Genomic DNA, 25,447 nt, shown 5'->3' with positions numbered 1-25,447 from the left:
GGTCCGGGGCCGCTGGTTACTTGCGCATCCAGACGCGCACCAGCGACAACAGCCGCTCCACGTCCAGCGGCTTGGCGATGTAGTCGTTGGCGCCGGCGGCCAGGCATTTCTCCTGGTCGTCCTTCATGGCCTTGGCGGTCAGCGCGATGATCGGCAAGCGGCGCCACTCCGGCCGCGTGCGGATCTCGCGCATGGCGGTGTAGCCGTCCATCTCGGGCATCATGATGTCCATCAGCACCAGGTCGATCGCCGGGTGGCCGTCCACGCCGACGCGGTCCAGCGCCTCGAGGGCCTCGCGGCCATTGCGCGCGATCTCCACCCGCAGGCCGGTCGGCTCCAGGATGCTCGACAGCGCGAACACGTTGCGCACATCGTCCTCGACCACCAGCACCGTGCGGCCTTCGAGCGCGCTGTCGCGGCTGCGGGCCAGCTCCAGCATCTGGCGCTGCTGCGGCGGCAGGTCGGCCTCGACCTGGTGCAGGAACAGCGTCACCTCGTCGAGCAGGCGTTCGGGCGAGCGCGCGTCCTTGATGATGATGGACTTGGAGAAGCGGCGCAGTTGCTGCTCCTCGTCGCGCGACAGCGCCCGGCCGGTGTACACGATCACGGGCGGGAACGACACGCTCTCCTGCTCGGCCATTTCGCGCAGCAATTCGTAGCCGCTGATGTCGGGCAGGTTCAGGTCCATGACCACGCAATCGAAGGTGGTCTCGCGCAGCAGCTTCAGGGCGGCGCCGGCGGTCGCGGCCGGCACGATCTCCACGTCGTCGCGCGCCAGGAGCTCCCGCACGCTTTCGCGCTGGCGGTCGTCGTCCTCCACCACCAGCACGCGCCGCACGTTCTGGGTGAACTTGGCCTCCAGGCGCAGCAGCGCCTGCGTCAGTTCCTCGCGCTTGACGGGCTTGAGCGCGTAGCCGATCGCGCCGCGGCCCATGGCCTCCTGGGCGTAGTCGGCCACCGACACGATGTGCACCGGGATGTGGCGCGTGTGGGGGTTGCGCTTGAGCTGGTCCAGCACGCCCAGCCCCGAGAAGTCGGGCAGGTTGATGTCGAGCACGATGGCGTCGGGCCGGCGCTGTGCCGCCAGCGCCAGGCCGTCGGTCGCGGTGTGCGCGGCCAGGCAGCCGAAGCCCATTTCGTGCGCCAGGTCGCCGAGAATGCCGGCGAAACGTTCATCGTCCTCGATGACCAGGATGGTGCGGCCGGCCTCGCGGGCCGGTTCCGGGTCCGGCTGGACGGGCTCGGCCGCCGGCGCGGCGGCGGGCGCCGCCCAGGCGGGGATGGCGGGCGGCGTCGGGATCGGCGCGGGCAGGCTGGGGACGGGCGCCGCGGGCGCGGCCTCCAGGCGTATCGGCAGCAGCAGCGTGAACACGCTGCCTTGCCCCGGCGTGCTGACCAGCGACAGGGATCCGCCCAGCAGCTTGGCCAGGTCGCGCGAGATCGACAGCCCCAGACCGGTGCCGCCATGCTTGCGATGGCTGCTGCCATCGGCCTGGCGGAAGGCCTCGAAAATCAGTTCCTGCTGGTCGGCCGGCACGCCGATGCCGGTGTCCTGCACGGCGAACGACAGCATGTTGCGCGGCGCGCGCGACACCTTGAGCGCAACGCTGCCTTGCTCGGTGAACTTGAGGGCGTTCGACAGCAGGTTCTTCAGCACCTGGCCCAGCCGCTGCGGGTCGGTATGCAAAGACGCCGGCACGTCGGCGGCGATGTCCAGTTCCAGGGTCAGGCGCTTGTCCTGCGCGATCGGGCGCAGCGGATCCAGCAGCCGCTCGAGCGCCGGCGCGATGGCCACGGCCTCGACCTCCACGGTGGCCTGGCCGGCCTCTATCTTGGCCAGGTCCAGAATGTCGTTGATCAGCGCCAGCAGGTCGCTGCCCGCTTCGTAGATGGTCCGCGCATACTTGACCTGGTCGGCGCTCAGGTTGCCCGGCTTGTTCTCGGACAGCAGCTTGGACAGGATCAGCGTCGAATTCAACGGGGTGCGCAGTTCGTGGCTCATGTTGGCCAGGAACTCGCTCTTGTACTGGCTGGCCTGCGTCAGCAGCCGCGCCTTGTCGGTCAGCGCGCCCTGCACCCGCAACAATTGCTCGGTCTGCAGTTCCAGGCTGACGTTGGCCTGCTTGAGCTCGGTCTGCTGCACCTCCATGCGCGCCTGCGATTCCTGCAGGATGCGGCTCTGCTGTTCCAGCTCTTCATTGCTGACGCGCAATTCTTCCTGCTGGGTCTGCAGTTCTTCCGACTGGCGCTGGGTTTCCGCCAGCAGCGCCTCCAGCCGCGTGCGGTCCAGGCCGGCGCGGATCGCCGAGGCCAGCATCTCGGAGGCGCCCTCGAGCAGGCTGCGCTCGCTCTGGCCCACGGCGTGGGTGAAGCCCAGTTCGATCACGGCATAGACCCGATCGTTCTGCATGGCGGGCGCGAGGATCAGTTCGGCCGGATTGGACGTGCCCGTGGCCGACGAGACCGGGAGGTGGCCGGGCGGTACGTCGCGCAGGTGCAGCAGCTTGCGCGAGCTGGCCGCCTGCCCGACCAGCCCTTGCGCGGCGGGGATCTTCTGCGCCAGGCGCTCGGCCGGCAGGGCGTAGCCGCCGAAGAGTTCCAGCTCGTCGCCGCCGTGGTTGACGACGTAGCCGGCGCCGACGCTGGCGTGCAGGTAGTCCGCCAGGTAGTCCAGCGCGCGCTTGCCGATTTCGTCCAGGCGATGATCGCCCCGCAAGCGCAGGCTCAGGCCGGAGAGGCCGGTCGTGACCCAGGCCTGGCGCGCCTTGGCGCGGTACTCACGGATGGTCACGGCGGCCGACGCCAGGATCAGCGCCAGCAGCAACATCGACCCGCCCCATGAGTAATAGGTCGAGGTGGTCGAGGCCGCGGCCCAGGTTTCGCGTTGCTCCTCGACCTGGCCCAGTTGGCGCGTGTACAGGTCGGCGACCAGGTCGCGCAACCGGTCCATCGCTTCCTTGCCGGCATCGGTGCGCACCACGGCCATTGCGCCTTCCACGTCGCCGGCCTTGCGCATTTCGATGGTCTCGCGCAGTTCCGTCAGCTTCTGCTGGGTGATGCCCGCGATGTCGTTGACGATGCGGCGCTGCGCCGAATCCGCGGTGGCCGCTTCCTTGACCAGCGCCAGGCGCTGTTCGATCAACGGCACCGAGCGCAGATACGGTTGCAGGTAAGCCGGGTCGCCCGTCAGCAGGTAGCCGCGCTGGCCGATCTCGGCATCCTTGAGCGCCGAGTTGAACAGGCTCAGTTGGCGCACGGTCTCGGTGGCGCGGTCCATGGCCCTGACCGCCTCCGTCCGGGTCTCGGCCGAGCGCACGTTGACGAAGGCGATGACCAGGGTGGCCAGCGCCGCCGTCACGAAACCGGCCATCAAGGTGCGCGGAAGGGTGTGGCGGCTGGCGGATTGTTGCGAATTCGGCATGGGAACGGTTGACGGCTCGGGGAAGAGGACGGCGCGCGGGGCGGGGGCGGCGCCGACAATTATAGGGACGAGCCGCGATCCCGGCTGCCCGGCCAAACCCGCGAGACTATACAGGCGGATGGGGCATTCGTTTCGTCCGGATACAATTACTTCACACATGAAGGGTCCGCATGCCCTAGGATTCGGCGTCTACCCGGCTCCACCTATCCGTCTGCCCGCCGGCGTCCCGCACGCGTGGCAGCGCACAACCATGACGAAAATCCTTTTGGTCGACGACCAGCCCGTGCTGGTCACCCTGATGAGCGAATTCCTGAGCGGCGAAGGCTATGACGTCACGACGCACACGGACGGCCTGACCGCGTTGCAGCAGATGCTCGAAGTGCGGCCGGATCTGGTCATCACCGATCTGTCCATGCCCGGCATGGATGGCGGCGCCTTGCTGACTGCCATGCGCGAGAACGCCTACCTCGGCGATACGCCGGTGCTGGTCCTGAGCGGCCGTCCGCAAGCCGAGATCGCCGCGGTCTGCGAAGGGCGCGCCACCCTGATGCGCAAGCCCGCCGAGCCGCAGGATGTGCTGGCGGCCGTGCGCCGCCTGGCGCCGGCGCCCGTGCGGCGGCCGCGCGCCGGCGCGCCGATCCTGGCGGCGGGCGAGACCCGCGAATTGGCCGCCCTGGCCGCGTAGCGCCGTTTCACCGCGCGCCGGGCTCGGCCCGCGCCTGCGCACGAACTCATATCGAAGACAGGGGCCGGCCGGCGCCGTCAGCGCGCCCCGGCGGCCAGCAGCAGCTGCGCCGTCGCCGCCTGCCTGCGCTGGCGCGCGTGCCACAGGGGGCTGCGGCCATCGCCGTCGGCCAGGTTCACATCGGCCCCGCCCGCGATCAGCAGCGCGACCACGGCCTGGTGGTCCGGCCCGCCATCGCTCAGGATGATGGCCTCCAGCAACCCCGTCCAGCCCAGCCGGTTGACATGGTCCGGATCGACGCCGGCCGCCAGCAGCATGCGCACCGTTTCGACCAGGCCGCGTTCGCAGGCCGGGATCAGCGCGGTGCCGCCGTAGCGGTTGGTGCTGCGCAGGTCGGCGCCATGGCGCAGCGTCTGCGCCAGGATGCCGTTGTGACCGCGGGCGCCGGCGTACAGGTAGGCGCTGTCCTGCATGGCGTTCTTGGCGTTGACGTCGGCCCCGGCCTGGATGAGCGCCGAGGCGGCCGCCTCCGCGTTGATCAGCGTGGCGCGCAGCAGCGGCGTGTTGCCGTCGGCGTCGCGCGCTTCCAGCGGCGCGCCCCGGGCCAGCAGGGCCTGGACGCGGGCGGCGTCGCCGTCGCCGGCGGCCTGCAACAGGGCGCCGCCGGCCTCGGTCTCGCCGGCCGCGCCCGAACTGGCCGCGCTGCCCTCCGCGACCGCCAGCAGGGTGGCGGCAAGGAAGGCGCGCCAGGAGCGGATGATGGACATGCGTCGGGTCTCCTTGTCGTGGATACTGCCTCGATTATGCCGCCATGATCCGTCGCCGGCGCCCCGTTTGGCGAATACCGCCGATCGCTGCAGAATCCCGGGATTCCCTTCTCTCCGTTTCCGCCATGGACACCTTCAACTACATGCGCGCCTTCCGGCGCATCGTGGAACTGGGCAGCCTCGCCAAGGCGGCCGAGGACCTGGACATGTCGTCCGCCGGCCTCAGCAAGCAGTTGCGCGCGCTGGAAGCCCACCTGGGCGCGGTGCTGATCCAGCGCACCACGCGCAAGATGAGCCTGACCGACACCGGCGCCGCCTACTATGCCGAATGCTGCCGCCTGCTCGACGAACTGGATACCCTGGAAAAATCCATCAAGCAGCAGGCCGGGCGCGTGGCCGGGCGGCTGCGGGTGAATGCGCCGGTGTCGTTCGCGCTGAGCGTGCTGTCGCCCTTGCTGGCGCGCTTCCTGCGGCAGTATCCGGAGCTGCGGCTGGACCTGGCCATGGAGGACCGGCTGGTCGACGCCGTGGGGCTGGGCTTCGATGTGTCGATCCGCCTGCGGGCGCAACTGGATGATTCCTCGCTGATCGCCCGCCGGCTGGCGTCGCTGACGCAGGTGCTGTGCGCGGCGCCGTCGTATCTTGCCCAGCGCGGCCATCCCGGCAGCGTGGACGACTTGCGGGGGCATGACTGCCTCAGCTATAGCCTGGCCGACAGCCCCGGCCCGGTGCCGGACGACGATGCCAGCCATCCCGCCGACCCGTTCGGCGCGCCGACGCGGGTCCAGGCCAACAACAGCCTGATGCTGCGCGACCTGCTGGAAGCCGGCCTGGGAATCGGCGGGCTGCCGTCCTTCCTGGCCGCGCCCGCCATCGCCGAAGGCCGGCTGGCGCGGGTGCTGCCCGATCTGCCCAGCGCGCCGCGCCAGGTCTACGCGGTGTATCCCACCAGCCGTCACCTCCAGCCCAAAGTCAAGGCCTTCGTGGACTTCCTGGCGCAACATCTGCCGGCCGCCATGGGCGGCGATTGTTGACGCCCAGCGAATAGAGTCCTGCCGGCGAACGCCTTACTCGCGCGCCGCCCCGTCCGTAAGCTGGCATCCATTGAAACCCGATGGATGCCCGCATGTTTTCGACCTTGCCCGCCACCCCCGCCGCGCCCGCCGGCAACCCCGCGCCCGCCGGGCCGCGGGTCGTGGACTTCTTCCACGACGTGGTTTGCGGCTGGTGCTACGTCATGTCCCCGCGCCTGCGTCAGGTGGCCGCCGAACTCGGCATCACGGTGCGCCAGCGCAGTTTCGTGCTGCAGGAATCGCCCGAGCAGATGCGTCGGGTGTTCGGCTCGATGGAGCGCGCCAAGCGCGTCATCCTGGGGCATTGGGACGCCTGCGCCCGCCACGATGACGAGGCGCGCATCGACGTCGAGGGCATGCGCGCCGAGACCTTCGACTATCCCAGCGGCCTGGCCGGCGCCCTGGCCTGCCAGGCGGCCCACCTGCTCGCGGGCGACGCGGCGCATTGGGACCTGTTCGACGCGATCCAGCGCGCCCACCTGAGCGAGCATCGCAACATCGGAGACGCCGCGGTCCTGCTGGACATTGCCGTGGCGCAAGGCTTCGACCGCGCCGAATTCGCCCGCATCATGCAGGGCGAGGACGCCTCGCGGCGCGTGCGCGACGACCGCGCCGCCGCCGCGCGGCTGGGCATCGATTCCATCCCCACGCTGGTCGCGGGGCCGCACCAGGCCCGCCTGCAGACCTTGCCGTTGGCCGAGCTGCGGCAGCGCCTGGCGGCGCTGATGCCCGCGCGCGGCTGACGCCGATCCGGCGTCGTCAGCGCTCGCCTTTCCTTTTCCTCAATCCCGCCCGTCCGCCGGACGAGGCTTTCCTGCTCAAGGTGTCTTATGCCGCTCCCTTACTCCCGCAAACTGCTCGGCCTCGCGCTGGGCGTCGTTCTTGCCAGCAACGTGTTCGCGCATGGCGCGCCGTCGCGCGCCCCGGCCTCCAGCCAGGAAGTGGGCGTCAGCCCCTGGGGGCCCGATGACGAGATCGGCCGCCTCAACCTGATCACGCCCGAATCGCGCGCCGCCGTCATGTCGCGCGTGGCCGGCGACAAGGTCTATGACCTGGCCACCGAATACTACGTGGGCATGCCCAGTTGGCAGGACGCCGGTGATCCGCGCTACCAGTTCTGGATGACGCACACGCCGCGCGGCACCGAGGTCGACGATCCGATGGGCGTGGGCAAGGACATGAACGCCACGCGCAGCTACACCGGCACCGCGTTCTCGATGTACAGCCACACCGGCACGCATATCGACGCGCTGAACCACTTCGGCATCCACGGCAAGATCTGGAACGGCTTTCGCGCCGACGAACACCTGGGCGACCGCGGTTGGAAACGCACCGGCATCGAGAAATTCCCGCCGCTGGTGGCGCGCGGCGTGCTGATCGACGTGGCCGCGCTCAAGGGCGTGGACATGCTGCCGGATTCGTACCGCATCACGCGCCAGGACCTGAAGGCCGCGCTGGCGCGCCAGAAGACCGAACTGCGCCAGGGCGACATCGTGCTGATCCGCACCGGCCGCATGAAGCTGTACCACGATCCGGCCGCCTACATGGCCCAGCCGCCCGGCATGGGCCTGGAAGCGGCGCGCTATCTGGTGGAAGAGGGCGGCGCCATGATCCTGGGGGCGGACAACCTCAGCTTCGAGACCTTCCCGTCCGAGGTCGCCGACGACTACGTGCCGCTGCATACCTATCTGCTGGCGCAGCAGGGCGTGCCGATCATCGAGCTGGCCGCGCTGGACGAACTGTCGCGCGACAAGGTCTATGAGTTCGCCTTCATCGGCGGGCCGCTGAAGATCCGCGGCGGCGACGCCGCGCCGCTGCGTCCGGTGGCGATGCCCTTGCGCTGAGCGCCGCCGCCGCGCTGACGGCCGCTGGCCGGGCCCCGGCCGTCACCGCGGCGAGCCGTCCGTGCGCGGTCGGTCGAACGCCCGGATCGGCGGCAGCGCGCCGTCATGGCGTTCCACCTGCACCGCCGTCAACTGGCCGCTGCAGCCCTGCGCCAGCGACGAGGTGCCGACGTCGCGCGTCAGGATGTTGGGATTGCCGTGGCCGCACAGCGTCACCTCGCCGTCTTCTTCGCGCACCGGGTCGTACCAGGCGCCGGTGGGCAACTGCGCCACGCCGGGCATGATGGCCTCGCTCAACGTGGCGCTGGCCAGGCAGGCGCCGCGTTCGTTGAACAACCGCACGATGTCGGCCTCGGCGATGCCGCGGGCCGCGGCGTCGGCGGGATGCAGGGTGCAGACCTCGCGGCCCTGGCGCTTCTGCGCGGCGCTGTGAGCGCCGAAATCCAGTTGGCTGTGCAGGCGGGTGGCGGGCTGGTTGGCCACCAGGAACAGGGGATGCGCCGGGGTCGGCGCGTCTTGCGGCGCCAGCCACGCCGGATGGCCGGGGCAGTCGGCATAGCCGAAGCCGGCGATGGTCGGCGAGCTGATCTGCACTTTGCCGCTGGGCGTGGGCAGCGGCTTGCCGGCGGGATCGTCGCGGAAGGCGCGCAGGATGCCGCCGTCGTCGTCCTGTTGCGGCAGCGTCAATTCGCCGCGCGTCCAGAACTGATCGAAGTCCGGCGCGTCCAGGCCTTTTTCCTCGAGGGCCGCGCGGGTTCTTTCATACAGGTGGCGCAGCCATTCGGCGCTGCCGCGGCCTTCGGTGAAGGCCTCGCGCGCGCCCAGCCGTTCGGCCAGGTCGGTGAAGATGTCGTAGTCGTCGCGCGCCTGGCCGTTGGGCGGGGCAATGCGGTGCATGGCCACCAGCAGCGGGTCGGTGGGCGCGCCGCCGATGTCCTCGCGTTCCAGCGTCATCGTGCAGGGCAGCACGATGTCGGCGTGGCGCGCGGTGGCGGTCCAGCCGATCTCGTGCACCACGAAGGTGTCGAGCGTGGCGAAGGCGCGCGCGAGGCGCTTCAGGTCCTGGTGGTGGTGGAAGGGGTTGCCGCCCGCCCAATAGGCCAGCCGGATACGCGGATAATGCATGCGCTTGCCGTTGTAGTCGAACGGCTCGCCGGGATGCAGCAGCATGTCGGCGATGCGGGCCACGGGGATGAAGTCCTTGACGCCGTTCACCCCCTGGGGCAGCGAAGCCACCGGCACCGCGTTGCTGCGCTTGCCGTAATGCGCCAGCGTGCCCAGCGCGTAGGCGTAGCCCCCGCCCGGCAGCCCCAACTGTCCCAGCGCCGCGGCCAGCACCGCGCCCATCCAGACCGGCTGTTCGCCATGTTCGGCGCGTTGCAGCGAATGCGACACGGTCACCAGCACGCGCTTGCCCGGCAGCGACCGCGCGATCCGCGCGATGTCCGCGGCCGGCAGGCCGCAGATCGGCGCGGCCCAGGCCGGATCCTTGGCCTGGCCGTCCGCGCGGCCCATCAGGTAATCCTCGAAGCCATCCCAGCCCTCGCAGAAGTCGCGCAGGAACGCCTGGTCATGCCAGCCATTGGCCACCAGCTCATGCACCAGCGCCAGCATCAGGGCCACGTCGGTGCCTGGCGCCGCGCGCACCCATTGCGCCGCCGCCTCCGCCGGCAGGTCGGAGGCGAGCGGACTGATGTTCAGGAAGCGGCAGCCGCGCTGCGCGGCCTGGCGCATCGAGTCGCGCTCGATGTGGCGGCTGATGCCGCCGCTGGCCACGCGCGAGTTCTTCAGCGCCATGCCGCCGAAGGCCAGCACCACGTCGGTGTGCGCGACGATCTGCTCCCAGGTGACGTTGCGGCGCGCCACGTCGTCCATGCTGCCCAGGATGTGCGGCAGGATGACCGCCGAGGCGCCGGCGCTGTAGCTGTTGACCGAACGCACGTAGCCGCCCAGTGCCGTGTTCAGGAAGCGGTGCACCTGGCTCTGCGCATGATGGAAGCGGCCGGCGCTGGACCAGCCATACGAACCGCCGAACACCGCCTGCGGGCCGTACTGGTCGCGCACCCTGCGCAGTTCGGCGGCCAGCAGATCCAGCACGTCGGGCCAACTGACCGCCACGTAGTCGTCGCGTCCCCGGCGCGGGTCCGGCCCCGGTCCGCGTTCGAGCCAGCCGCGCCGCACCATCGGCGTGGTCACGCGTGCGGGATGGTCAAGCGCGTTGGTGAAGTTCTCTATCAGCGGATTCGGATCCGGATCGCCCGGATGCGGCCGCACGTCCAGCACGCCGTCCCGCCAGGCCGCGGAGAACACGCCCCAATGCGCACTGTGGGGCTTGCGGCCGTCGTCGGCGCGGGCGGGTTGGGAAGAGGCGTCGATCATGGGCGTGTCAGGGGTTGGCGCCCGTGGCGATGGGCGCGCCGGGCTGCGCGCTCCATTCGCTCCACGAGCCGGGGTAGAGGGCCGCGCCGGGCAGGCCGGCGACTTCCATGGCCAATAGATTGTGGCATGCGGTGACGCCCGAACCGCATTGGCACACCACCGCGTCCGGCGCGCGGCCTTCCAGGCGCGCCAGGAACGCTTCGCGCAGCGCGGCAGGCGGCAGGAACCGTCCGTCGGCGCCCAGATTGTCGCGGAAGAAGCGGTTGCGCGCGCCGGGGATGTGGCCGCCGACCGCGTCCAGGGTTTCGTTTTCGCCCCGGTAGCGGTCGGGCGCGCGGGCATCGAGCACCAGGCGGTCGTGCCCGGCCAGCGCTGCGCGCAAGCCAGCGTAGTCCAGGGTCGGCTGGCGGCCGTCGCGCGCGACCAGCGCGCCTGCCGCGCGCGGGACAGGCGCATCGGTGGTCAGCGGCAGGCCTGCCGCCTGCCAGGCGTTGGCGCCGCCGTCCAGCACCGCCACGGCTTCGTGGCCGATCCAGCGCAGCAGCCACCACAGGCGCGCCGCGTACATGCCGCCGGCGTTGTCGTAGGCGACCACCTGGGTGTCCGGGTTCACGCCCAGCGCCGCCAGGGCCCGCGCCAGCGCGGCGCGGTCGGGCAGGGGGTGGCGGCCGTTGCGGCCGGTCTTGGGGCCGCTCAGGGTGTCTTCGAGGTGGACGTAGAAGGCGCCCGGCAGGTGGCCGGCGTCGTAGTGACGGCGGCCGGCCTGCGGGTCGGTCAATTCGAAGCCGCAGTCCAGCACCAGGATGCGTTCGCGGTGCGGGCCTTGCAAGGCCCGGGCCAGGTCTTGCGCGCAGATCAGCGTGGTGTGCATGCGTCGCTCCCCGCTCAGGCCTGGCCGGCGGCCAGCGCGTCCATCGCACGCAGCGAGTACACGCAGGCGGCGCCGGCCTTGCGGTTGTTGGCGAGGGTGTCGGTCCTGTTCTTCAACATGGGTGGGTATCCTGAAAGGGGGGAACGGGGTCACTGCCCGATCTGCTTGAGCAGGTCCGGCGTGGCGGCTTTGCGGTAGTTGGCGATGTCTTCGACGATGTACTGCTTGAACTGGTCCATCGGCAGGTCGCGCTCCATCGCGGCGTCCTTGCGGATGGTGTTCTGCACCGCGGGGTCCGCCAGCGCGCGCGACAGGTGCTCTGACAGCGTCTTGACCACCGCCGGCGGCGTGCCGGCGGGCGCGGCCAGGCCATACCACTGCGTCATGGTCATGTCGATCCCGAGTTCCTTGAAGGTCGGCACCTCGGGCAGGATCGGGCTGCGCTGGCGGCCGGTCAGCGCCAGCACGCGTAACTGGCCCTGCTGCACCTGCGGCACCAGCGGCGAGGCGGTGGCAAAGAACATGTCGATCTGTCCGCCCAGCATGTCGGTGATGGCGGGGCCGGAGCCCTTGTATGGCACGTGCAGCAGCTTCAGGTGGCCCAGCTCCTTGATGGTCTCCATGCCGATGTGGGCGGCGCCGCCGGTGCCGGTCGAGGCAAAGGTCAGTTCCTTCTGCTTGGCGGCGTCGATCACTTCGCGCGCCGTCTTGAAGCGCGAGGGCGTGGCCACGAACAGGCCGTGCGGCGCCTCCAGGATCAGGCCGATCGGCGCGAAGTCGCCCGGCACCTTGTACGGCAGGCTCTGCGGCTTGAGCGCCGGCGACACGGCCAGGTTGCCGCTCATCGCCAGCAGGATGGTGTAGCCGTCCGGGGCGGCCTTGGCGACCAGGCCGGCGGCGATGTTGCCGCCCGCGCCCGGCCGGTTCTCGACGATCACGGTCTGCCCCAGCGTCTTGCCCATGGCGGTGGCGATCAGGCGGCCGTAGAGGTCGCCGCCGCCGCCCGGCGGAAAGCCCACCACCAGGGTGATGGGACGCTCGGGAAATGCCGCCTGCGCCTGGCCGCCGGCCAGCGCGGCCAGGCCCAGCGTCGCGGCGATGGCGGCGCGCCGCCCCAGCCGGCGCATGGCGCCGCTCGCAAAGGAAATGCCCATGGTGTTTGTCTCCTGTGTATTTTTTATCAGGGGGAACCGTCAGGCCCGCAGCCAGCCGGCTTGATGTCGCTGCACCACCCTGTCCACCGAGGCGGCGCACTGCCCCAGGTAACCCGCAGGATCGGTCAGGCGCAGGATCTCTTCCTCGCCCAGCAGGTTGGCCAGATCCTTGTGCTGGCGCAGCGCCTGGGCGAAATCGAGCTTGTGCGTGATGCCGTGCATCGAGGCCTCGTAGATCCATTCGTGCGCGGTCTGTTTGCCGACGCGCTCGGACAGGTTCAGCATCACGTGTTCGGACAGCAGGTAGCCGCGCATGCGGTCCAGGTTCAGCGCCATGGCGTCGGCGTCCACGCGCAGCCCGGCCAGCAGGTTCCTGGCCTGGAACAGCATGGCGCCGGCGATCAGGCAGCATTCGGGCAGCGCCTTCCATTCGATCTTCCAGGCGATGCCGTCGCGCTCGCCTTCCTGCACCATGCCTTCGAGCATCAGCGCGGCGTTGGCGCGCAGCGGCCGGCACAGGCCGGCGAGGTTCTCGGCCGAGGTCGGGTTGCGCTTGTGCGGCATGGTCGACGATCCCAGCTTGCCCTCGGAGAAGGCTTCCTCGACTTCGGCGAATTCATTGCGCTGCATGTTGAATAGTTCGTTGCCGATCTTCGACAGCGTGGCGCCGATCATGGCCAGCACCAGCGCGTATTCGGTGTAGCGGTCGCGCGCCGGCGCCCAACTGATGGGCGCCATCTCCAGGCCCAGCCTGGCCAGCGTGCGGCGCTCGACCTCGGCGGCCTGTTCGCCCAGCGAGGCCTGGCTGCCGACCGCGCCGACCACCATGCCGACCAGCACCCGTGTCTCGCATTCCTTCAGGCGCGCGTGATGGCGCGCCAGCTCGTCCAGCCATACCGCGCACTTGTGCCCGAACGTGATGGGCAACGCCTGCACGCCATGCGTGCGGCCGGCCATGGGCGTGTCGCGATGACTGAGCGCCAGGCGCGCCAGCTCTCGCCCGACGGCGGCAAGGTCGCGCAGGAACACCGCGTGCGCCTGCTTGAGTTGCAGCGCCACGCCGGTGTCGACCACGTCCTGGGTGGTGGCGCCGTAATGCAGCCATTCGCCGTGGTCGGGGCCGCAGCGCGCCTGCAGTTGCTTGAGCGCCGGCACCAGCGAATGCTTGATGCGGCGGATCTCGGCCGACATCGCGGCGATATCGATGTTGGCGACCGAGGCCTGGGCGCGGATCTGCGCGGCGGCCGCGGCCGGGATGATGCCCAGCTCGGCCTGCGCCTCGGCCAGCGCGGCCTCGAACTCCAGCCATTGCTGGATGCGGTTCTCTTCCGAGAAGATGGCGCGCAATTCATCGGTGCTCCACAGGTGCTGGAGCGACTGCATGTCGAAGACGGAAACGGGCATGGTGAGGATCCTGGAGGCTTAGGCGTGATGGGCGGGGCGCGGCAGGAGCCGGCCGGGGTTGAAGGTGCCGCGCGGGTCGAGGGCGTGCTTGAGGCGTTGCATCACGTCGACCGAGACGGCGGGCTTGTATTGCAGGAAGGCGTTCTGCTTGAGTCGGCCGATGCCGTGCTCGGCCGAGATCGAGCCGCCCAGTTGCGCGGCGACCTCGTGCACGATGTCGTGCACGGCGTCTTCTCGCGCCCGGAAGGCGGCGTCGTCCATCGCCAGCGGCTTGCTCTGGTTGTAGTGCAGGTTGCCATCGCCGACGTGGCCGAAGCAGACGATGCGGATGCCTGGCACGAGGGCCCGCAGCCGTGCGTCGGCGAGCGCGATGAAATCCGGGATGCGCGACACCGCCACGGAAATGTCGTGCTTGATGGAGGGGCCGTCCAGCCGCTGCGCTTCAGGCACGTGCTCGCGCAGCGCCCACAGTTCGTGCGCCTGGCGGCCGGAGGCGGCGATCACCGCGTCGGTCACGCCGCCTTGTTCCATCGCGGCCTCGAGCACGCCTTCCACCGCCGGTTCGGGATCCATCCGCGCCGAGGTCTCCGAGACGTCGAACAGCACCGCCCAGGGCGAGGGCCTGGTCAGCGGATCGCGCATGCCGTCCAGCGGGTGCGCCAGCACCTGTTCCAGCGTCTGTCGGCCGATCAGTTCAAAGGCCGTGACGCGCTCGCCGACGGCGTCGGTCAGGCGCGCCAGCAGCTCCACCGCCGCCTGCGGCGTCGGCACCGCGGCCCATACGGTCACCACCTTGCGCGGCAGGGCGTAGAGCCGGAAGGCCGCCGCGGTGACCACGCCCAGGGTGCCCTCTGCGCCGATGAACAGTTGCTTCAGGTCATAGCCGGTGTTGTCTTTGCGCAGCGTGCCCAGGAGCGGCAGCACGCTGCCGTCGGCCAGCACCACTTCCAGCCCCAGCGTCAGCTCGCGGGTATTGCCATAGCGCAGCACCTGTTCGCCGCCGGCGTTGGTGGCGACCACGCCGCCAATGGTGGCGCTGCCTTCCGAGGCCAGTGACAGGGCGAACAGCCGGCCGGCGTCGGCGGCCGCCTGCTGGGCGGACAGCACCGTGCAGCCGGCTTCCAGGATGATGCTGTTGTCCAGCGCATCGACCCGGCGCACGGCGGTCATGCGGTCCAGGCTCAGCACCACCTCGCGGCCCGAAGCGTCGGGCGTCGAGCCGCCCACCAGGCCGGTGTTGCCGCCTTGCGGCACCACCGCCACCCCTTGCGCGGCGCACAGCGCCACCACTCGCGAGACGTCCGCCGTATTGGCCGGACGCACCACCGCGCGTGCCACGCCGAGGAAATTGCGGCGCCAGTCCGTCGTGTAGCGGGCCGTGTCGGCCACGCCGGTCAGGACGTGGGACGGCCCGACGATGGCGCCCAGCGCGGCGGCGAATGCATCGATCTGATTCGGCATAATGCTACGGTGCGCGGCGGCGGGCGTAAGGCTCGCGGGGTCGCGCCACGCTTGTCTCCTGGGTTGAAACCAGGACGGCATTTCCCTGGTCCGGTAGCCGTCTTTCGTTTCATTGATTAAAATACGTTTTATTGAACAAAACTATAGGAAGCATCCGAAACCGTGTCAAGCGAGAATTCCCCTAAGCCGCCCGCCGGCGTGCTCGAACGCGGTATCTCCGTGCTGGAGTGCTTTGGCGAAGACCATCTGCGCCTGTCGCTGCGCGACCTGGCCGACCGCACAGGCCTGGACAAGGCCACGCTGCTGCGCCTGCTGGGCGTGTTCATCAAGGCGCGCATGATCCATCGCTACGACAGCAGCACCTACGCGCTGGGCCCGGCGTTGCTGCACATGGGCATGCTGTATCGCGATACCTTCGACCTGGGCTCGCGCCTGCAGCCAGCGCTGCGCAACATCGTGGCGCAGACCGGCGAGACCGTGGCCGTGTACGTGCGCAGTGGCGACGACCGCATCTGCCTGTACCGTGAAAACACCACCAAGGAAGTGCGCCATCACGTCGAGGTCGGCACGCGCATCAGCCTGAAAGACGGCGGTTCGTCGGCGCACGTGCTGCGCGCCTTCACCGGCGGCACGACGCCGCTGGCGCGCGACATCCAGGAAAAGGGCTATGCCATGACCCGTTCGGAGCGTGTCGCCGAAATGGCGTCCGTGGCCGTGCCGGTTTTCGATGCCGACGACGCCTTCGTGGGCGCGCTGGTGGTGCTGGGACTGGCCTCGCGGCATAACGAGGCGGCCCAGCGCAAGGCGGTGGAGATTGCGCGCCACGAACTGGCGCAGCAGGGATTTCGCACCGCGCCGCCCGCATCCTGGACGCCGCCGACGCAGGAGTGAGGCGCGCCGCGCAGGCGCCTGGCTGCCTTTCAGCCGCGCGGCGCGGCGCCGAACAGGGCGGGCGGCGGCAGGCAGATCCGTGAGTCCCGATCCGCGTCGGTGAAGCCCTCGCACCAGGCCGCGATGGCCCCGGCCGTTTCGTCATCCATGGCCGGCGCGAAGGCGCGCATGCGCGCCAGCAATGCCGGCCAGTCATACGGGTCTTCGGGATCGCCCCGGCGCAGTTGCCGCAACGCGCTGAGCGTGCGGCCGTCTTTCAGCGTCAGTGTCACGCGGCATGGCCGCAGGCGCGGGAAGTCGCGCTGGAACTGGTCGCTGGTGCGCACCGTGATGCGGCGCGCCAGCGCCAGCAGGGCGGGCGCGCGCAGATCGGGTGTCTCCATGTCCTCGATGCCCAAGCGGCCCGTGAGCAGCAGGCGCGCCACCACGTAGCGCAACGAGAAGCAGGTTTCCGCCGGCTTGGCCGGCCAATCGACGCCGGCGATCCTGAGCGCGTGGGTGAAGATCTCGACGTCGACCGATTCGATCGCGTCGGGCGCCGGCGCATGCCGGTCCAGCAATTCGCGGGTGGCGTCCAGCGGCGTGAACAGTTGCGCGCAGCACGGCCAGGCCTTGATGGTGGCGGTGTTCAACCGCTCGCTCGCCTCCAGGCCGCCGTCGAGCGCATCCAGCGGACCATCGCCCGCGAGCAAGGCATACAGTCCGCGCGCGCCGCTGGCGAAGCGCTGCGCGCCCGGCAGGCCGGCGCGCGCGGCGTAGGCCGCGGCCATGCCGTTGCGTACCGCGAAGGCGGGGTGCAGCGACTTGGCTTCGTGCGCGCCGTCGTCCACCAATTGCCACAGGCCGGCGGCCTGGGTGGCGCCGATGCCCAGCGCGTGATGCAGCCGCGCGGCATCCAGCCGCAGGGCCACGCCTGCCGCGGCCGCCGCGCCCACCGCGCCGGCCGTGGCCGTGGCGTGAAAGCCGGCCGCGTGGCGCGTCCCCAGCGCCTCGCCCAGCCGCAGCGAGACCTCGTAGCCGGCGATGACGGCGTCGGCCACCTGCCGTTGCGTCATGCCGCCTGCGCCCGCCAGCGCCAGGGCCGGCGTCACCGACACCACGCCGGGATGCAGCATCGCGGCCCGGTGCGCATCGTCGATCTCACGGACGTGGGCGATGGCGGCATTGGCGAACGCGGCGCCGTTGGCGTGCATCGGCAACCCTCCGAAAACCGGCGCCGTTCCGGGGGCCGGGTTGCAATCGCGGGCAACCTGGCGGTAGGTGTCCGCGGCGGGCGTGGCCGCCGCCGACCAGCCCGCGGTGAACCAGTCGAGCAGGGCTTGCGCCAGGCGGGCGCGGGTGATGGGCGGGATCGGGCGCCTTTGCAGGTCGGCCAGATGGGTGACCAGGGTGCTTTCGGGGGAGGTGGCCATGTTGTTTCATTGAATGGAATATATTTTATTCAACGAAACATTGTGCCGTTTGTCAATCCACCCGTGCCGCGCCAGCCACGGCGCGCAGCCGTCGCGCGGCGGGCTAGCGGCGCTGCCGCGCCTCGGCACGGCGCCGGCCGCCGTGCATCAGCGCCATGCCCGAGATCGCGAGGGCGGCGCCGATGAACAGGTTCGCGGGCGTGGCCTCGTCCAGCCAGAGGCTGGAGAACAGCACGCCGAAGACAGGCACGAGCGTGATGTAGCCCGAGGCCGCGCCGGCGCCCAGCGCCTTCACGCCCTCGAAGTACCAGGCGTAGGCAATCGCGGTTGCGCCAAACGCCAACGCCAGCAGGCTGCCCCAGGCGCTCGCCGGCGCCTGCCCCAGCTTCTCCCAGACGGGCACGCCTTCCACCATCAGGCTGGTCAGCAACAGCATCAGCGCGCCGATCACGGTCGTGACGGTGGTGGTGGTCAGGGCGTCCACGCCTTTGAGCACCAGCCGCCCGACCAGGGTGTAGGCCACCCAGCACGCCACGCAGCCGAGCAGCAGCAGTTCACCCAGGCCCACGCCGGCGCCCGTGGCGGCCTGCGGGCCACCGCCGCCGATGGCGATATACGCGCCGATGGCGGACATGATCATGCCGGCCAGGATGGCGGCATTGAGGTGCTCGCGAAACAGGATCGCCGCCAGCAACAGGGTCGCGCCGGGGTTCAGCGTCACCACGATCGCGGCCTTGCCAGCCGGCACCAGTTGCAGGCTCAGCATGAAGAAACTGGAGTAGCCGAACACACCGGCCAGCGCGGCGGCGGCCAGGCCGAGCCATTGATTGCGCGTCAACGACTTCAGGCCGCGCAGCGCCGAGGCGCGGTGCATCCACAGCACCAGCGCCACGCTGGCCAGCAGGAACCGCAGGCTGGCCGCTGCCAGCGGCGCCATCGATTGGGCCACGACCTTGCCCCAGGACCACGAGGCGCCCCACAGCGCCGCCATGCCGACCAGTCGCAGGTGCGTGGCCATCAATGTATTTTTCATGTCTCTTTCTAAGTCTGGCGGCAGGAGTCGCGCGCGGCGCCACAGGGGCAGGGGGAATACGTCGACTCGGCGGGGGGCCGGCCGATCGCAGGCGGATTTTAGCTGGCCGCCCGCGGGCAGCTTGCGTGTCCGCCAGCCCCTGGCCGCCTGTCGCGCCGCCGCGCCCGCGCTGGCGCCTGCAGCAGGCCGGGTTGCTCCCGTAGCCCTGTACGCGTGGATGACAACGCTGCCGGTATCATTGGCGCCTTTGGCACTGTTCTGAAAAGCCCAGGAGTACCCATGATCCGTCCGCATGCGCCCAGCCGTTTCCTTTTTGCCCTGGCGGCCCTGCTGGCCGCCGCCGGCGCCCTGGCCGCCCAGGATCGGCCCGCCGTGCTCAAGGCGCTGGAGGCGCGCGGACTGCGCGTCGTGGAAGAGTTCAAGGTCGGCGGCGACCTGCGCGCGTTCGCCGGCGTGGCGGGCGACCAGCCGGTGGCGATCTACGTCACCCGCGATGGCAACGCCATTGTCGGCGCCCGCCTGGACGCCGAGGGCAAGCCGCTCGACGACGCCAAGCTGGAAGCGCTGGTCAGCAAGCCGATGGGCGAGCAGGCCTGGGCGCAGCTCGAGAAATCGACCTGGGTGCTGGACGGCAAGAAAGATGCGCCGCGCATCATCTACACCTTCAGCGACGCCAATTGCCCCTATTGCCACAAGTTCTGGGAGGCGGCGCGGCCATGGGTCGATTCAGGCAAGGTGCAATTGCGCCATGTGATGGTGGGCGTCATCCGCCAGGACAGCCCGGCCAAGGCCGCCGCCATCCTGGGCGCCGCCGATCCTACGGCCGCCTTGCTCGAGAACGAGCACAAGTTCAACGCGGGCGGCATCACCCCCGCCAAGAGCGTGCCCGAGAACATCGGCAAGATACTCGACGACAACCAGGCGTTGATGGTGTCGCTGGGCTTTCGCGGCACGCCCGGCATCGTCGTGCGCGACGACGCCGGGGCGCTCAAGAAGTACAACGGCATGCCGCAGGCCGGCAAGCTGGCAGAGGTGTTCGGCCCGCGCTGACGCGGGCCGGGCCTGTCTGGTTCAGCCCTTGCGGCCGGCGGCCTGCAGGATCAGGTCGGCGATCTCGTCGGGATGCGACAACAGCGACAGGTGGCCCGACGCCAGCTCGATGGTGTGAGCGTTCATGCGCTTGGCCAGAAAGCGTTCCAGCTCGGGCGAAGTGGTGCGGTCGTTGGTCGAGACCGCGTACCACGTCGGCTTGTGGCGCCAGGCGGCCTCGGTGGTGCGCGAGGCGAACAACGTGTCCGAGATGCGGCCCTGTTCGGCATACAGCACGCGCGCCTGGACCGGGTCGAGGTCGCCGGCGAAATCATGCAGGAAGGCTTGTTCGTTCAACTGCGCGTAGCCGCCCGACTTGACCAGCCCCGCGCTGGCGGGCGGAGTGGGGAACCGGGCGGCCAGCGCGCCGTAGTCCTCGCCGGCGTCGGGCGCGCGCGCCGCCACGTACACCAGCCCGGCCACCTTGGGATCATTGCCGGCCTGGCTGATCACGGTGCCGGCCCACGAGTGGCCCACCAGGATCGTCGGGCCGTCCTGCAGCGCCAGGGCGCGTTGCGTGGCGGCGGCATCGTCGGCCAGCGAGGTCAGCGGATTCTGCACCGAGGTCACGTGCAGGCCGGCCTTCTGCAGGCGCTCGATCACGGCCGACCAGCTCGAGCCGTCGGCGTAGGCGCCATGCACCAGCACGACGTTGCGGATGGGGGCGGCCTCGGCGGCGGACGCGGCGTGGGCGAGGCCGGCGCCGGCCAGGGCAAAGGCGGCGGCGATGAGGGAATGCTTGATCTTCATGGGATGTCCTTCGGTTCTCGGTCGACAAGGGGCATGCAGGCCTGGGGCGTCCGGCGCGATGTCGCCGGCGTCTGCCTGTCCGCCGTAAGACGAACCGGCCTCGCGCTTATTCCCGCGACATGAAAAAGAAAAAGCCGCCCGGTTCGGGGCGGCGGGAGCGCGGGCCTGGCGCGGCGGCTTGGGTTGGCCGGCTCAGGCGTCCGGCGCGACCGCCTGCTGCACCGCGCGCGCGGCTGGCGTGTCGCTCGGGCTGACCACGCCGTAGAAGTAGCGCCCCTGTTTCCAGTACTGCGCCGTCAGGTCGCCGTCGCGCCGCTTGCCGTCGCCGAAATTGACCACGCCGCCGGGCGGACGCACGTAGTACAGCACCGACTCGCCGGCCGGGTTCTGGTAGAGCACCATCGCCGCCGGCCCATACTCCGAGGACATCAGGCGTGCGCCCACCGGCTGGAAGCCGAAGGCGTCGAAGTCGGGCAACGGCGCCGGCTGCACGAAGTGCCGGTTCAGCCAGGCCTGCAATTCGGCCGGCTGGCTGGAACGGAAGTCGACCATCGATGACGCCGCGTCCGAGGCGAACATGCGATAGGCCTGCACCGCGTCGGCCATCGGCAGGTAGCTGGCGCGGAGGGCGGCGTCGCGGATCTGCCAGCCGCCCACGCTGCCCAGCCCCAGCATCAGCACCAGCGAGGCCGCCAGCGCCATGGCGCGGCGCCGGCGCGTCGCCTGGGCCAGGCGGATCCGCGCCGGGTCCAGCCGGGGCGGCGGCGCGAAGCGGCCCAGGTCGGCATGCTGGCGGCGTAGTTCGTCGGTCTGCCGCCGGATCGCGTCGACCTCGCGCGCGGCGTCCGGATGGTCGGCCAGATAGCGCTCGACCTCGCGGCGGCGCTCGGCATCGAGTTGGCCGTCGGCGTAGGCATGCAGTTCTTGATCGCTGGGAGTCGGCATGGTCATTTCATCAATCGCAGGGCGGGCTTGGCGGCCACATGGCCTTCCGTGATCTCGCGCAGCGCCTTGCGCGCCCGCGACAGCCGGGACATTACCGTACCGATGGGGATATCGAGCACGTCGGCGGCCTCCTGGTAGCCCAGGCCCTCCACCGACACCAGCAGCAGCAGGCTCTGCTGGTCGGCCGACAGGCGCGCCAGGTCGCCCAGCGCGGCGCGGGCCAGGGCGACGTCCTCGGCGGACGGCGCCACCGGCTCGGGCGCGCCGCTGAAGAAGTCGAGGATGCGGGCGTAACGCTTGCCGCGCCGCTGGCCGTCCAGGAAACACCGGTACAGGATCGAGAACAGCCAGGCCCGCAGGTCGCCGTCGGCGCGGCGGCCGGCCGCCCGCGACAGCGCGCGCTCCATGCACGACTGCACCAGGTCGTCGGCGTTGGCCACGTCGTGGGTCAGCGACAACGCGAAGCGGCGCAGCCGCGGCAGCGCCTCGCGCAGATCATCGTCGGTAAAGCCGCCAGTCATGGGGAAACAAGCCTTTCACGGTACAGGGTTGCCGTAAGACGACTGACGGTCGGGTTTATTCCCGGCCTTGGCGGGGATATTACATTTGCACCGCTCGTCGGGGGAACTCGTATTCCGCGCCCAGGGCCGTATCGCCTGCTGGCGCCGCGCGCCGGCCCCGCTGTGCAGTCGGGCAAGGACAGTTACGGCTACTCACGACTTTGCGCTCATTTTGCATCGTGCTGCGATACCATCGAAGCGTGCGGAACAGACTGCGGCGGCCGCCGCGCGGCGGCCTTCTCCTATTTCATGCGAGACTCCTTGCCACCCGACACGAGTTTGAATTTCCTGCCGGACCACGGCGAGGTCGCGCGGCATCTGGCGCGGCTGGATTGGCACTCGACCTCGATCGGACCGCCCGAGCACTGGCCGCAGAACCTGCGCACGGCGTTGAGCCTGTGTCTGAGTTCGCGTTTCCCCATTCTGTTGTGGTGGGGCGAAGACTTCAGCATTCTGTACAACGATGCCTATATTCCTTTCCTGGGCGCCAGCAAGCATCCTGGCGCGCTGGCGCGGCCGGGCCAGGAATGCTGGCGTGAAATCTGGCCTGAAATCGGGCCCATGCTGGCCGGGGTGTATCGCAGCGGCCAGGCAACGTGGTCCTATGACCAGGAATTCTATTTCGATCGCCACTTGCCGCGGGAAGAGGTCTACGTCACCTTCACCTACGGTCCGATCCTGGCGACCGATGGCGTGACCGTCCAGGGAATTTTCTGCCCCTGCACGGAGACCACCGAAAAGATTGTCAGCGCGCGGCGCCTGGAGATCCTGCGCGAACTGGGCGCGCAGCCGCCGACCGCGGGGCCGGCGGCCACCGCGCGCCGCATCTGCGACGTGTTGGCCCGCAATCCGCGCGACGTGCCGTTCTGCCTGATCTACCGTTGCGGCGATTCGGCCTTCGAGCTGCTGTCCGCCACCGGCGCGGACGGCCAGGCGCGCGCCGCCGCCCATTGGCCGCTGGAGCAGGTTGCCAGCACGGGCGAGCCGCAGACCGTCGAGCTGGCGTCCCGGGCGCTGGCCCTGCCTGGCGGCCCCTGGCCCGATCGGGCCGAATGGGCGCGCATTTTGCCGATCCGCTGGACGGCGGACGGCTCGGTCTCCGGCATCATGGTGCTCGGGGTCAGCGCGCGTCGGCCGCTGGACGGCGCGTACCGCGATTTTTTCGACCTCGTCGCCCGGCATTCGGCCAGCGCCATCGCCAGCGCCGTCGCCTATGAAGAGGAGGCCCGGCGCGCCGAGGCGCTGGCGGAGCTGGATCGGGCCAAGACGACCTTTTTCTCGAACGTCAGCCACGAATTCCGCACGCCACTCACGTTGATCCTGGGCCCGTTGGAACAGGCTTTGGCCGAGTCGCGGGCAAGCCTCGGCCACGAGACGCTCGAGTTGCTGTTCCGCAATGCGCTGCGGCTGCAGAAGCTGGTGAATTCGCTGCTGGACTTCTCGCGCATCGAAGGCGGGGGCATGGTCGCGCGCCTCGAGCCGACCGACCTGGCGCGCGCCACCCTCGATCACGCCAGCGCATTCCGATCCGCGATCGAGGGCGCCGGCCTCACACTGTCGGTGCAGTGCGACGCGCTGCCCGAGGTCTACGTCGACCGCGACTGGTACGAGCGGATCGTGTTGAACCTGCTGTCCAACGCGTTCAAGTACACCTTGCGGGGCGCGATTGACGTGACCTTGCGCGATGGCGGGAACGAGGTCGTGCTGTCCGTGCGCGATACCGGCGTCGGCATCGAGCAGGCCGATCTGGCCAGAATCTTCCAGCGCTTTCAGCGGGGGCACAGCTCCGCCGCCAGAAGCCATGAGGGGTCGGGCATCGGCCTGGCGCTGGTGCACGAATTGGTGAAGCTGCAGGGCGGGGTCATCACCGTCGAGAGCGAGCCCGGTGTCGGTAGCCGGTTCATCGTCACGCTGCCCAAGAGGCAGGCGCCGAGCGCGGCCGGCGAACGGTCGCATGAGCCGGGCGGGCCGTATGAGCCAGGCGGGCCACATCAGCCAGGCGAGCCGCGGGAGCCACAAGGGCCGCGCCTGGGCCGCGCGGCCCTCCAGGCGCGTCAGGAGGCGTCGCGCTGGCTGGCCAACGCATCCCCGTTGTCCGTGTCCGTGGCAACGGGCGACCGCCCACGCATTCTCTGCGTCGATGACAACGCCGATCTGCGCGAATACCTGCGCGGCCTGTTGGCGCAGGACTATGACCTGACGATCGCCGCCGACGGCCAGACGGCGTTGCGCGATGCGCGGCAGGTTCCGCCCGACCTGGTCATCACCGACATCATGATGCCGGGCATGGACGGCCTGACGCTGTTGCAGGCGTTGCGCAGCGATGCGCGAACGCGCACGGTGCCGGTGATCCTGTTATCGGCGCGCGCCGGCCAGGAAGCGCGTGTCGAGGGGATGGACGCCGGGGCCGACGACTACCTCGTCAAGCCGTTCTCGCCGGCCGAACTGCGAGCGCGCGTGGGCGCGCATTTGCGCTTGTCGTTGCTGCGGCAGGAAACCCAGGCGGCGCTGCGCGACGCCAACGAGCGCAAGGACGAATTCCTTGCCATGCTGGCCCATGAGTTGCGCAATCCGTTGGCGCCCCTGCACAACGGATTGCAACTGTTGCTGCGCGCGCGCGCCGGCGAAGCGGATGTCCGGCGCATCCATGAGATGCTGGCGCGCCAGGTCAGCCACATCGCAAGGCTGGTCGATGACCTGCTGGATATCGCCCGCATCAACAGCGGCAAGATACTGCTGCGAAAGGCTCCCGTGGACCTCGTGGCGCTGCTGCGCAATGCCCTGGAAGCGAGCCGCGGCGTGATCGACGCGGCCGGGCACGCGCTCAGCGTGACGCTGCCCGCCGAGCCGGTGATGGCCGAGGCCGATGCGGTGCGCCTGACGCAGGTGGTTTCCAATCTGCTCAACAACGCGGCCAAATATACCGACCGTGGCGGCCACATCACCCTGAATGGCGCGTGCGATGGCCGGGGCAAGTTCGTCCTGTCGGTCCGCGATAATGGCCGCGGCATTCCGGTGGACATGCTGACGCGCGTCTTCGAACCGTTCGTCCAGGTCGATGGGCGTCGCGGATCCGGGGGGCTGGGCGTCGGCCTGACGCTGGTGGCGCGCTTGGTGGCCTTGCACGGCGGCAGCGTGCAGGCCCATAGCGCGGGGCCGGGAACGGGCAGCGAAATCGTGGTTCGCCTGCCCGTTCAAGGCGGCGCGTCGCAGGCGTTGCCGCAAACGGACGGCGCGGACACGCCAGGGCGTGCGCCGGGCCGGATCCTGGTGGTGGACGACAATCCCGATTCCGGGGATACGACGGCCATGGTGCTCGAGAGCTTTGGCGCGCAGGTCCGGATCGCGCGCAATGGGGCCGAAGCGCTCGCCATGCTGGTCGATTTTGCGCCGCACGTCATGCTGGTGGACATCGGCATGCCGGACATCGATGGCTATGAGGTGGCGCGGCGCGTGCGCGCAGGCCCCGCGGGGCAGGACATTGCGCTGATTGCCATGACGGGCTGGGGGCAGGACGAAGACCGGCGCCGTTCGCAGGAGGCGGGTTTCGATCACCACCTGGTCAAGCCGGTTGATTTTTCCGTCCTGGAGCGCATGCTGATTGCCTTGTCGCAACAGCGCGCACGGGCGGCGGAACCGGGCGACCGCGCGCGCTAGGCGGCATGCCGCACGGGTTATTGACGCCCTGCGCGAGCGCTGGGCGGCCGC

At 70.0% G+C, this 25,447-nt stretch carries 19 protein-coding genes; 7 read left to right on the top strand and 12 right to left on the bottom strand.

Translation table 11 applies throughout. The features are described 5' to 3' along the window. Positions 1–16 precede the first annotated feature (16 nt). Positions 17–3,421, bottom strand: coding sequence for a response regulator (locus ACUDCK_RS24065; protein ID WP_175167114.1), 3,405 nt, complete (start codon positions 3,419–3,421; stop codon positions 17–19). Between the two features lie 250 nt (positions 3,422–3,671). Here ACUDCK_RS24065 and ACUDCK_RS24060 point away from each other — a divergent pair, with 250 nt between their 5' ends. Continuing rightward, entirely contained in the window at positions 3,672–4,106 is a 435-nt protein-coding gene (locus ACUDCK_RS24060) for a response regulator (protein WP_231132852.1), read from the top strand. Positions 4,107–4,183: 77 nt separating this feature from the next. On the opposite strand, the gene ACUDCK_RS24055 is transcribed toward ACUDCK_RS24060, so the two are convergent. After that, the gene (locus ACUDCK_RS24055) at positions 4,184–4,873 is read right to left on the bottom strand and encodes an ankyrin repeat domain-containing protein (protein WP_081273372.1); all 690 of its coding nucleotides are present in this window, start codon (positions 4,871–4,873) and stop codon (positions 4,184–4,186) included. 125 nt (positions 4,874–4,998) lie between these two features. Between ACUDCK_RS24055 and ACUDCK_RS24050 the strand changes: the two genes are divergently transcribed. The 3 genes from ACUDCK_RS24050 to ACUDCK_RS24040 all read left to right on the top strand — a co-directional run bounded on the left by ACUDCK_RS24050 (position 4,999) and on the right by ACUDCK_RS24040 (position 7,790). Continuing rightward, on the top strand, positions 4,999–5,907 hold the full coding sequence (locus ACUDCK_RS24050) for a LysR family transcriptional regulator (RefSeq protein ID WP_175167115.1): 909 nt from the start codon (positions 4,999–5,001) through the stop codon (positions 5,905–5,907). Between the two features lie 92 nt (positions 5,908–5,999). Continuing rightward, positions 6,000–6,689: a DsbA family oxidoreductase gene (locus ACUDCK_RS24045; RefSeq protein ID WP_244976868.1), complete on the top strand. Its 690-nt coding sequence runs from the start codon at positions 6,000–6,002 to the stop codon at positions 6,687–6,689. An 87-nt stretch (positions 6,690–6,776) separates the two neighbouring features. Continuing rightward, the gene (locus tag ACUDCK_RS24040) at positions 6,777–7,790 is read left to right on the top strand and encodes a cyclase family protein (protein ID WP_175167117.1); all 1,014 of its coding nucleotides are present in this window, start codon (positions 6,777–6,779) and stop codon (positions 7,788–7,790) included. A 42-nt stretch (positions 7,791–7,832) separates the two neighbouring features. Here ACUDCK_RS24040 and ACUDCK_RS24035 read toward each other — a convergent pair whose 3' ends face one another. From ACUDCK_RS24035 to ACUDCK_RS24015, 5 genes are all read right to left on the bottom strand, one after another. Then, entirely contained in the window at positions 7,833–10,169 is a 2,337-nt protein-coding gene (locus tag ACUDCK_RS24035; RefSeq protein ID WP_175167118.1) for a molybdopterin guanine dinucleotide-containing S/N-oxide reductase, read from the bottom strand. A gap of 7 nt (positions 10,170–10,176) precedes the next feature. Continuing rightward, on the bottom strand, positions 10,177–11,040 hold the full coding sequence (locus ACUDCK_RS24030) for a sulfurtransferase (RefSeq protein ID WP_175167119.1): 864 nt from the start codon (positions 11,038–11,040) through the stop codon (positions 10,177–10,179). 149 nt (positions 11,041–11,189) lie between these two features. Continuing rightward, positions 11,190–12,194 carry a Bug family tripartite tricarboxylate transporter substrate binding protein gene (locus ACUDCK_RS24025; RefSeq protein ID WP_175167120.1) on the bottom strand — a complete coding sequence of 335 codons (1,005 nt, stop codon included), beginning with the start codon at positions 12,192–12,194 and terminating at the stop codon, positions 11,190–11,192. Between the two features lie 39 nt (positions 12,195–12,233). Further along, the gene (gene purB / locus ACUDCK_RS24020; RefSeq protein WP_116793716.1) at positions 12,234–13,598 is read right to left on the bottom strand and encodes an adenylosuccinate lyase; all 1,365 of its coding nucleotides are present in this window, start codon (positions 13,596–13,598) and stop codon (positions 12,234–12,236) included. Positions 13,599–13,616: 18 nt separating this feature from the next. Beyond that, positions 13,617–15,059: an FAD-binding oxidoreductase gene (locus ACUDCK_RS24015; protein ID WP_175167121.1), complete on the bottom strand. Its 1,443-nt coding sequence runs from the start codon at positions 15,057–15,059 to the stop codon at positions 13,617–13,619. Between the two features lie 198 nt (positions 15,060–15,257). Here ACUDCK_RS24015 and ACUDCK_RS24010 point away from each other — a divergent pair, with 198 nt between their 5' ends. Next, entirely contained in the window at positions 15,258–15,950 is a 693-nt protein-coding gene (locus tag ACUDCK_RS24010; RefSeq protein WP_054500772.1) for an IclR family transcriptional regulator, read from the top strand. A gap of 29 nt (positions 15,951–15,979) precedes the next feature. Here the strand turns inward: ACUDCK_RS24010 and ACUDCK_RS24005 are convergent, their stop codons facing one another. Further along, positions 15,980–17,362, bottom strand: coding sequence for an MmgE/PrpD family protein (locus tag ACUDCK_RS24005; RefSeq protein WP_175167122.1), 1,383 nt, complete (start codon positions 17,360–17,362; stop codon positions 15,980–15,982). A 103-nt stretch (positions 17,363–17,465) separates the two neighbouring features. Then, positions 17,466–18,395 (bottom strand): DMT family transporter, encoded by a 930-nt coding sequence (locus ACUDCK_RS24000; protein ID WP_054500774.1) that lies wholly within the window; start codon positions 18,393–18,395, stop codon positions 17,466–17,468. Positions 18,396–18,674: 279 nt separating this feature from the next. On the opposite strand from ACUDCK_RS24000, the gene dsbG reads away from it, so the two are divergent. Further along, positions 18,675–19,445: a thiol:disulfide interchange protein DsbG gene (gene dsbG / locus ACUDCK_RS23995; RefSeq protein WP_054500775.1), complete on the top strand. Its 771-nt coding sequence runs from the start codon at positions 18,675–18,677 to the stop codon at positions 19,443–19,445. 21 nt (positions 19,446–19,466) lie between these two features. On the opposite strand, the gene ACUDCK_RS23990 is transcribed toward dsbG, so the two are convergent. From ACUDCK_RS23990 to ACUDCK_RS23980, 3 genes are all read right to left on the bottom strand, one after another. Continuing rightward, positions 19,467–20,234 carry an alpha/beta fold hydrolase gene (locus ACUDCK_RS23990; protein ID WP_064525843.1) on the bottom strand — a complete coding sequence of 256 codons (768 nt, stop codon included), beginning with the start codon at positions 20,232–20,234 and terminating at the stop codon, positions 19,467–19,469. Between the two features lie 192 nt (positions 20,235–20,426). Further along, positions 20,427–21,179, bottom strand: coding sequence for an anti-sigma factor family protein (locus ACUDCK_RS23985; RefSeq protein ID WP_244976869.1), 753 nt, complete (start codon positions 21,177–21,179; stop codon positions 20,427–20,429). Positions 21,180–21,181: 2 nt separating this feature from the next. Beyond that, positions 21,182–21,700, bottom strand: a complete 519-nt coding sequence (locus tag ACUDCK_RS23980) for a sigma-70 family RNA polymerase sigma factor (protein WP_175167124.1) — start codon at positions 21,698–21,700, stop codon at positions 21,182–21,184. A gap of 162 nt (positions 21,701–21,862) precedes the next feature. On the opposite strand from ACUDCK_RS23980, the gene ACUDCK_RS23975 reads away from it, so the two are divergent. Further along, positions 21,863–25,396 carry an ATP-binding response regulator gene (locus ACUDCK_RS23975; protein ID WP_244976870.1) on the top strand — a complete coding sequence of 1,178 codons (3,534 nt, stop codon included), beginning with the start codon at positions 21,863–21,865 and terminating at the stop codon, positions 25,394–25,396. Positions 25,397–25,447: the final 51 nt, after the last annotated feature.

This window comes from Achromobacter sp. CF-sbj1-Ac2-l, from assembly GCF_052698165.1.
This window is presented reverse-complemented; position numbering and strand designations above follow the sequence as displayed.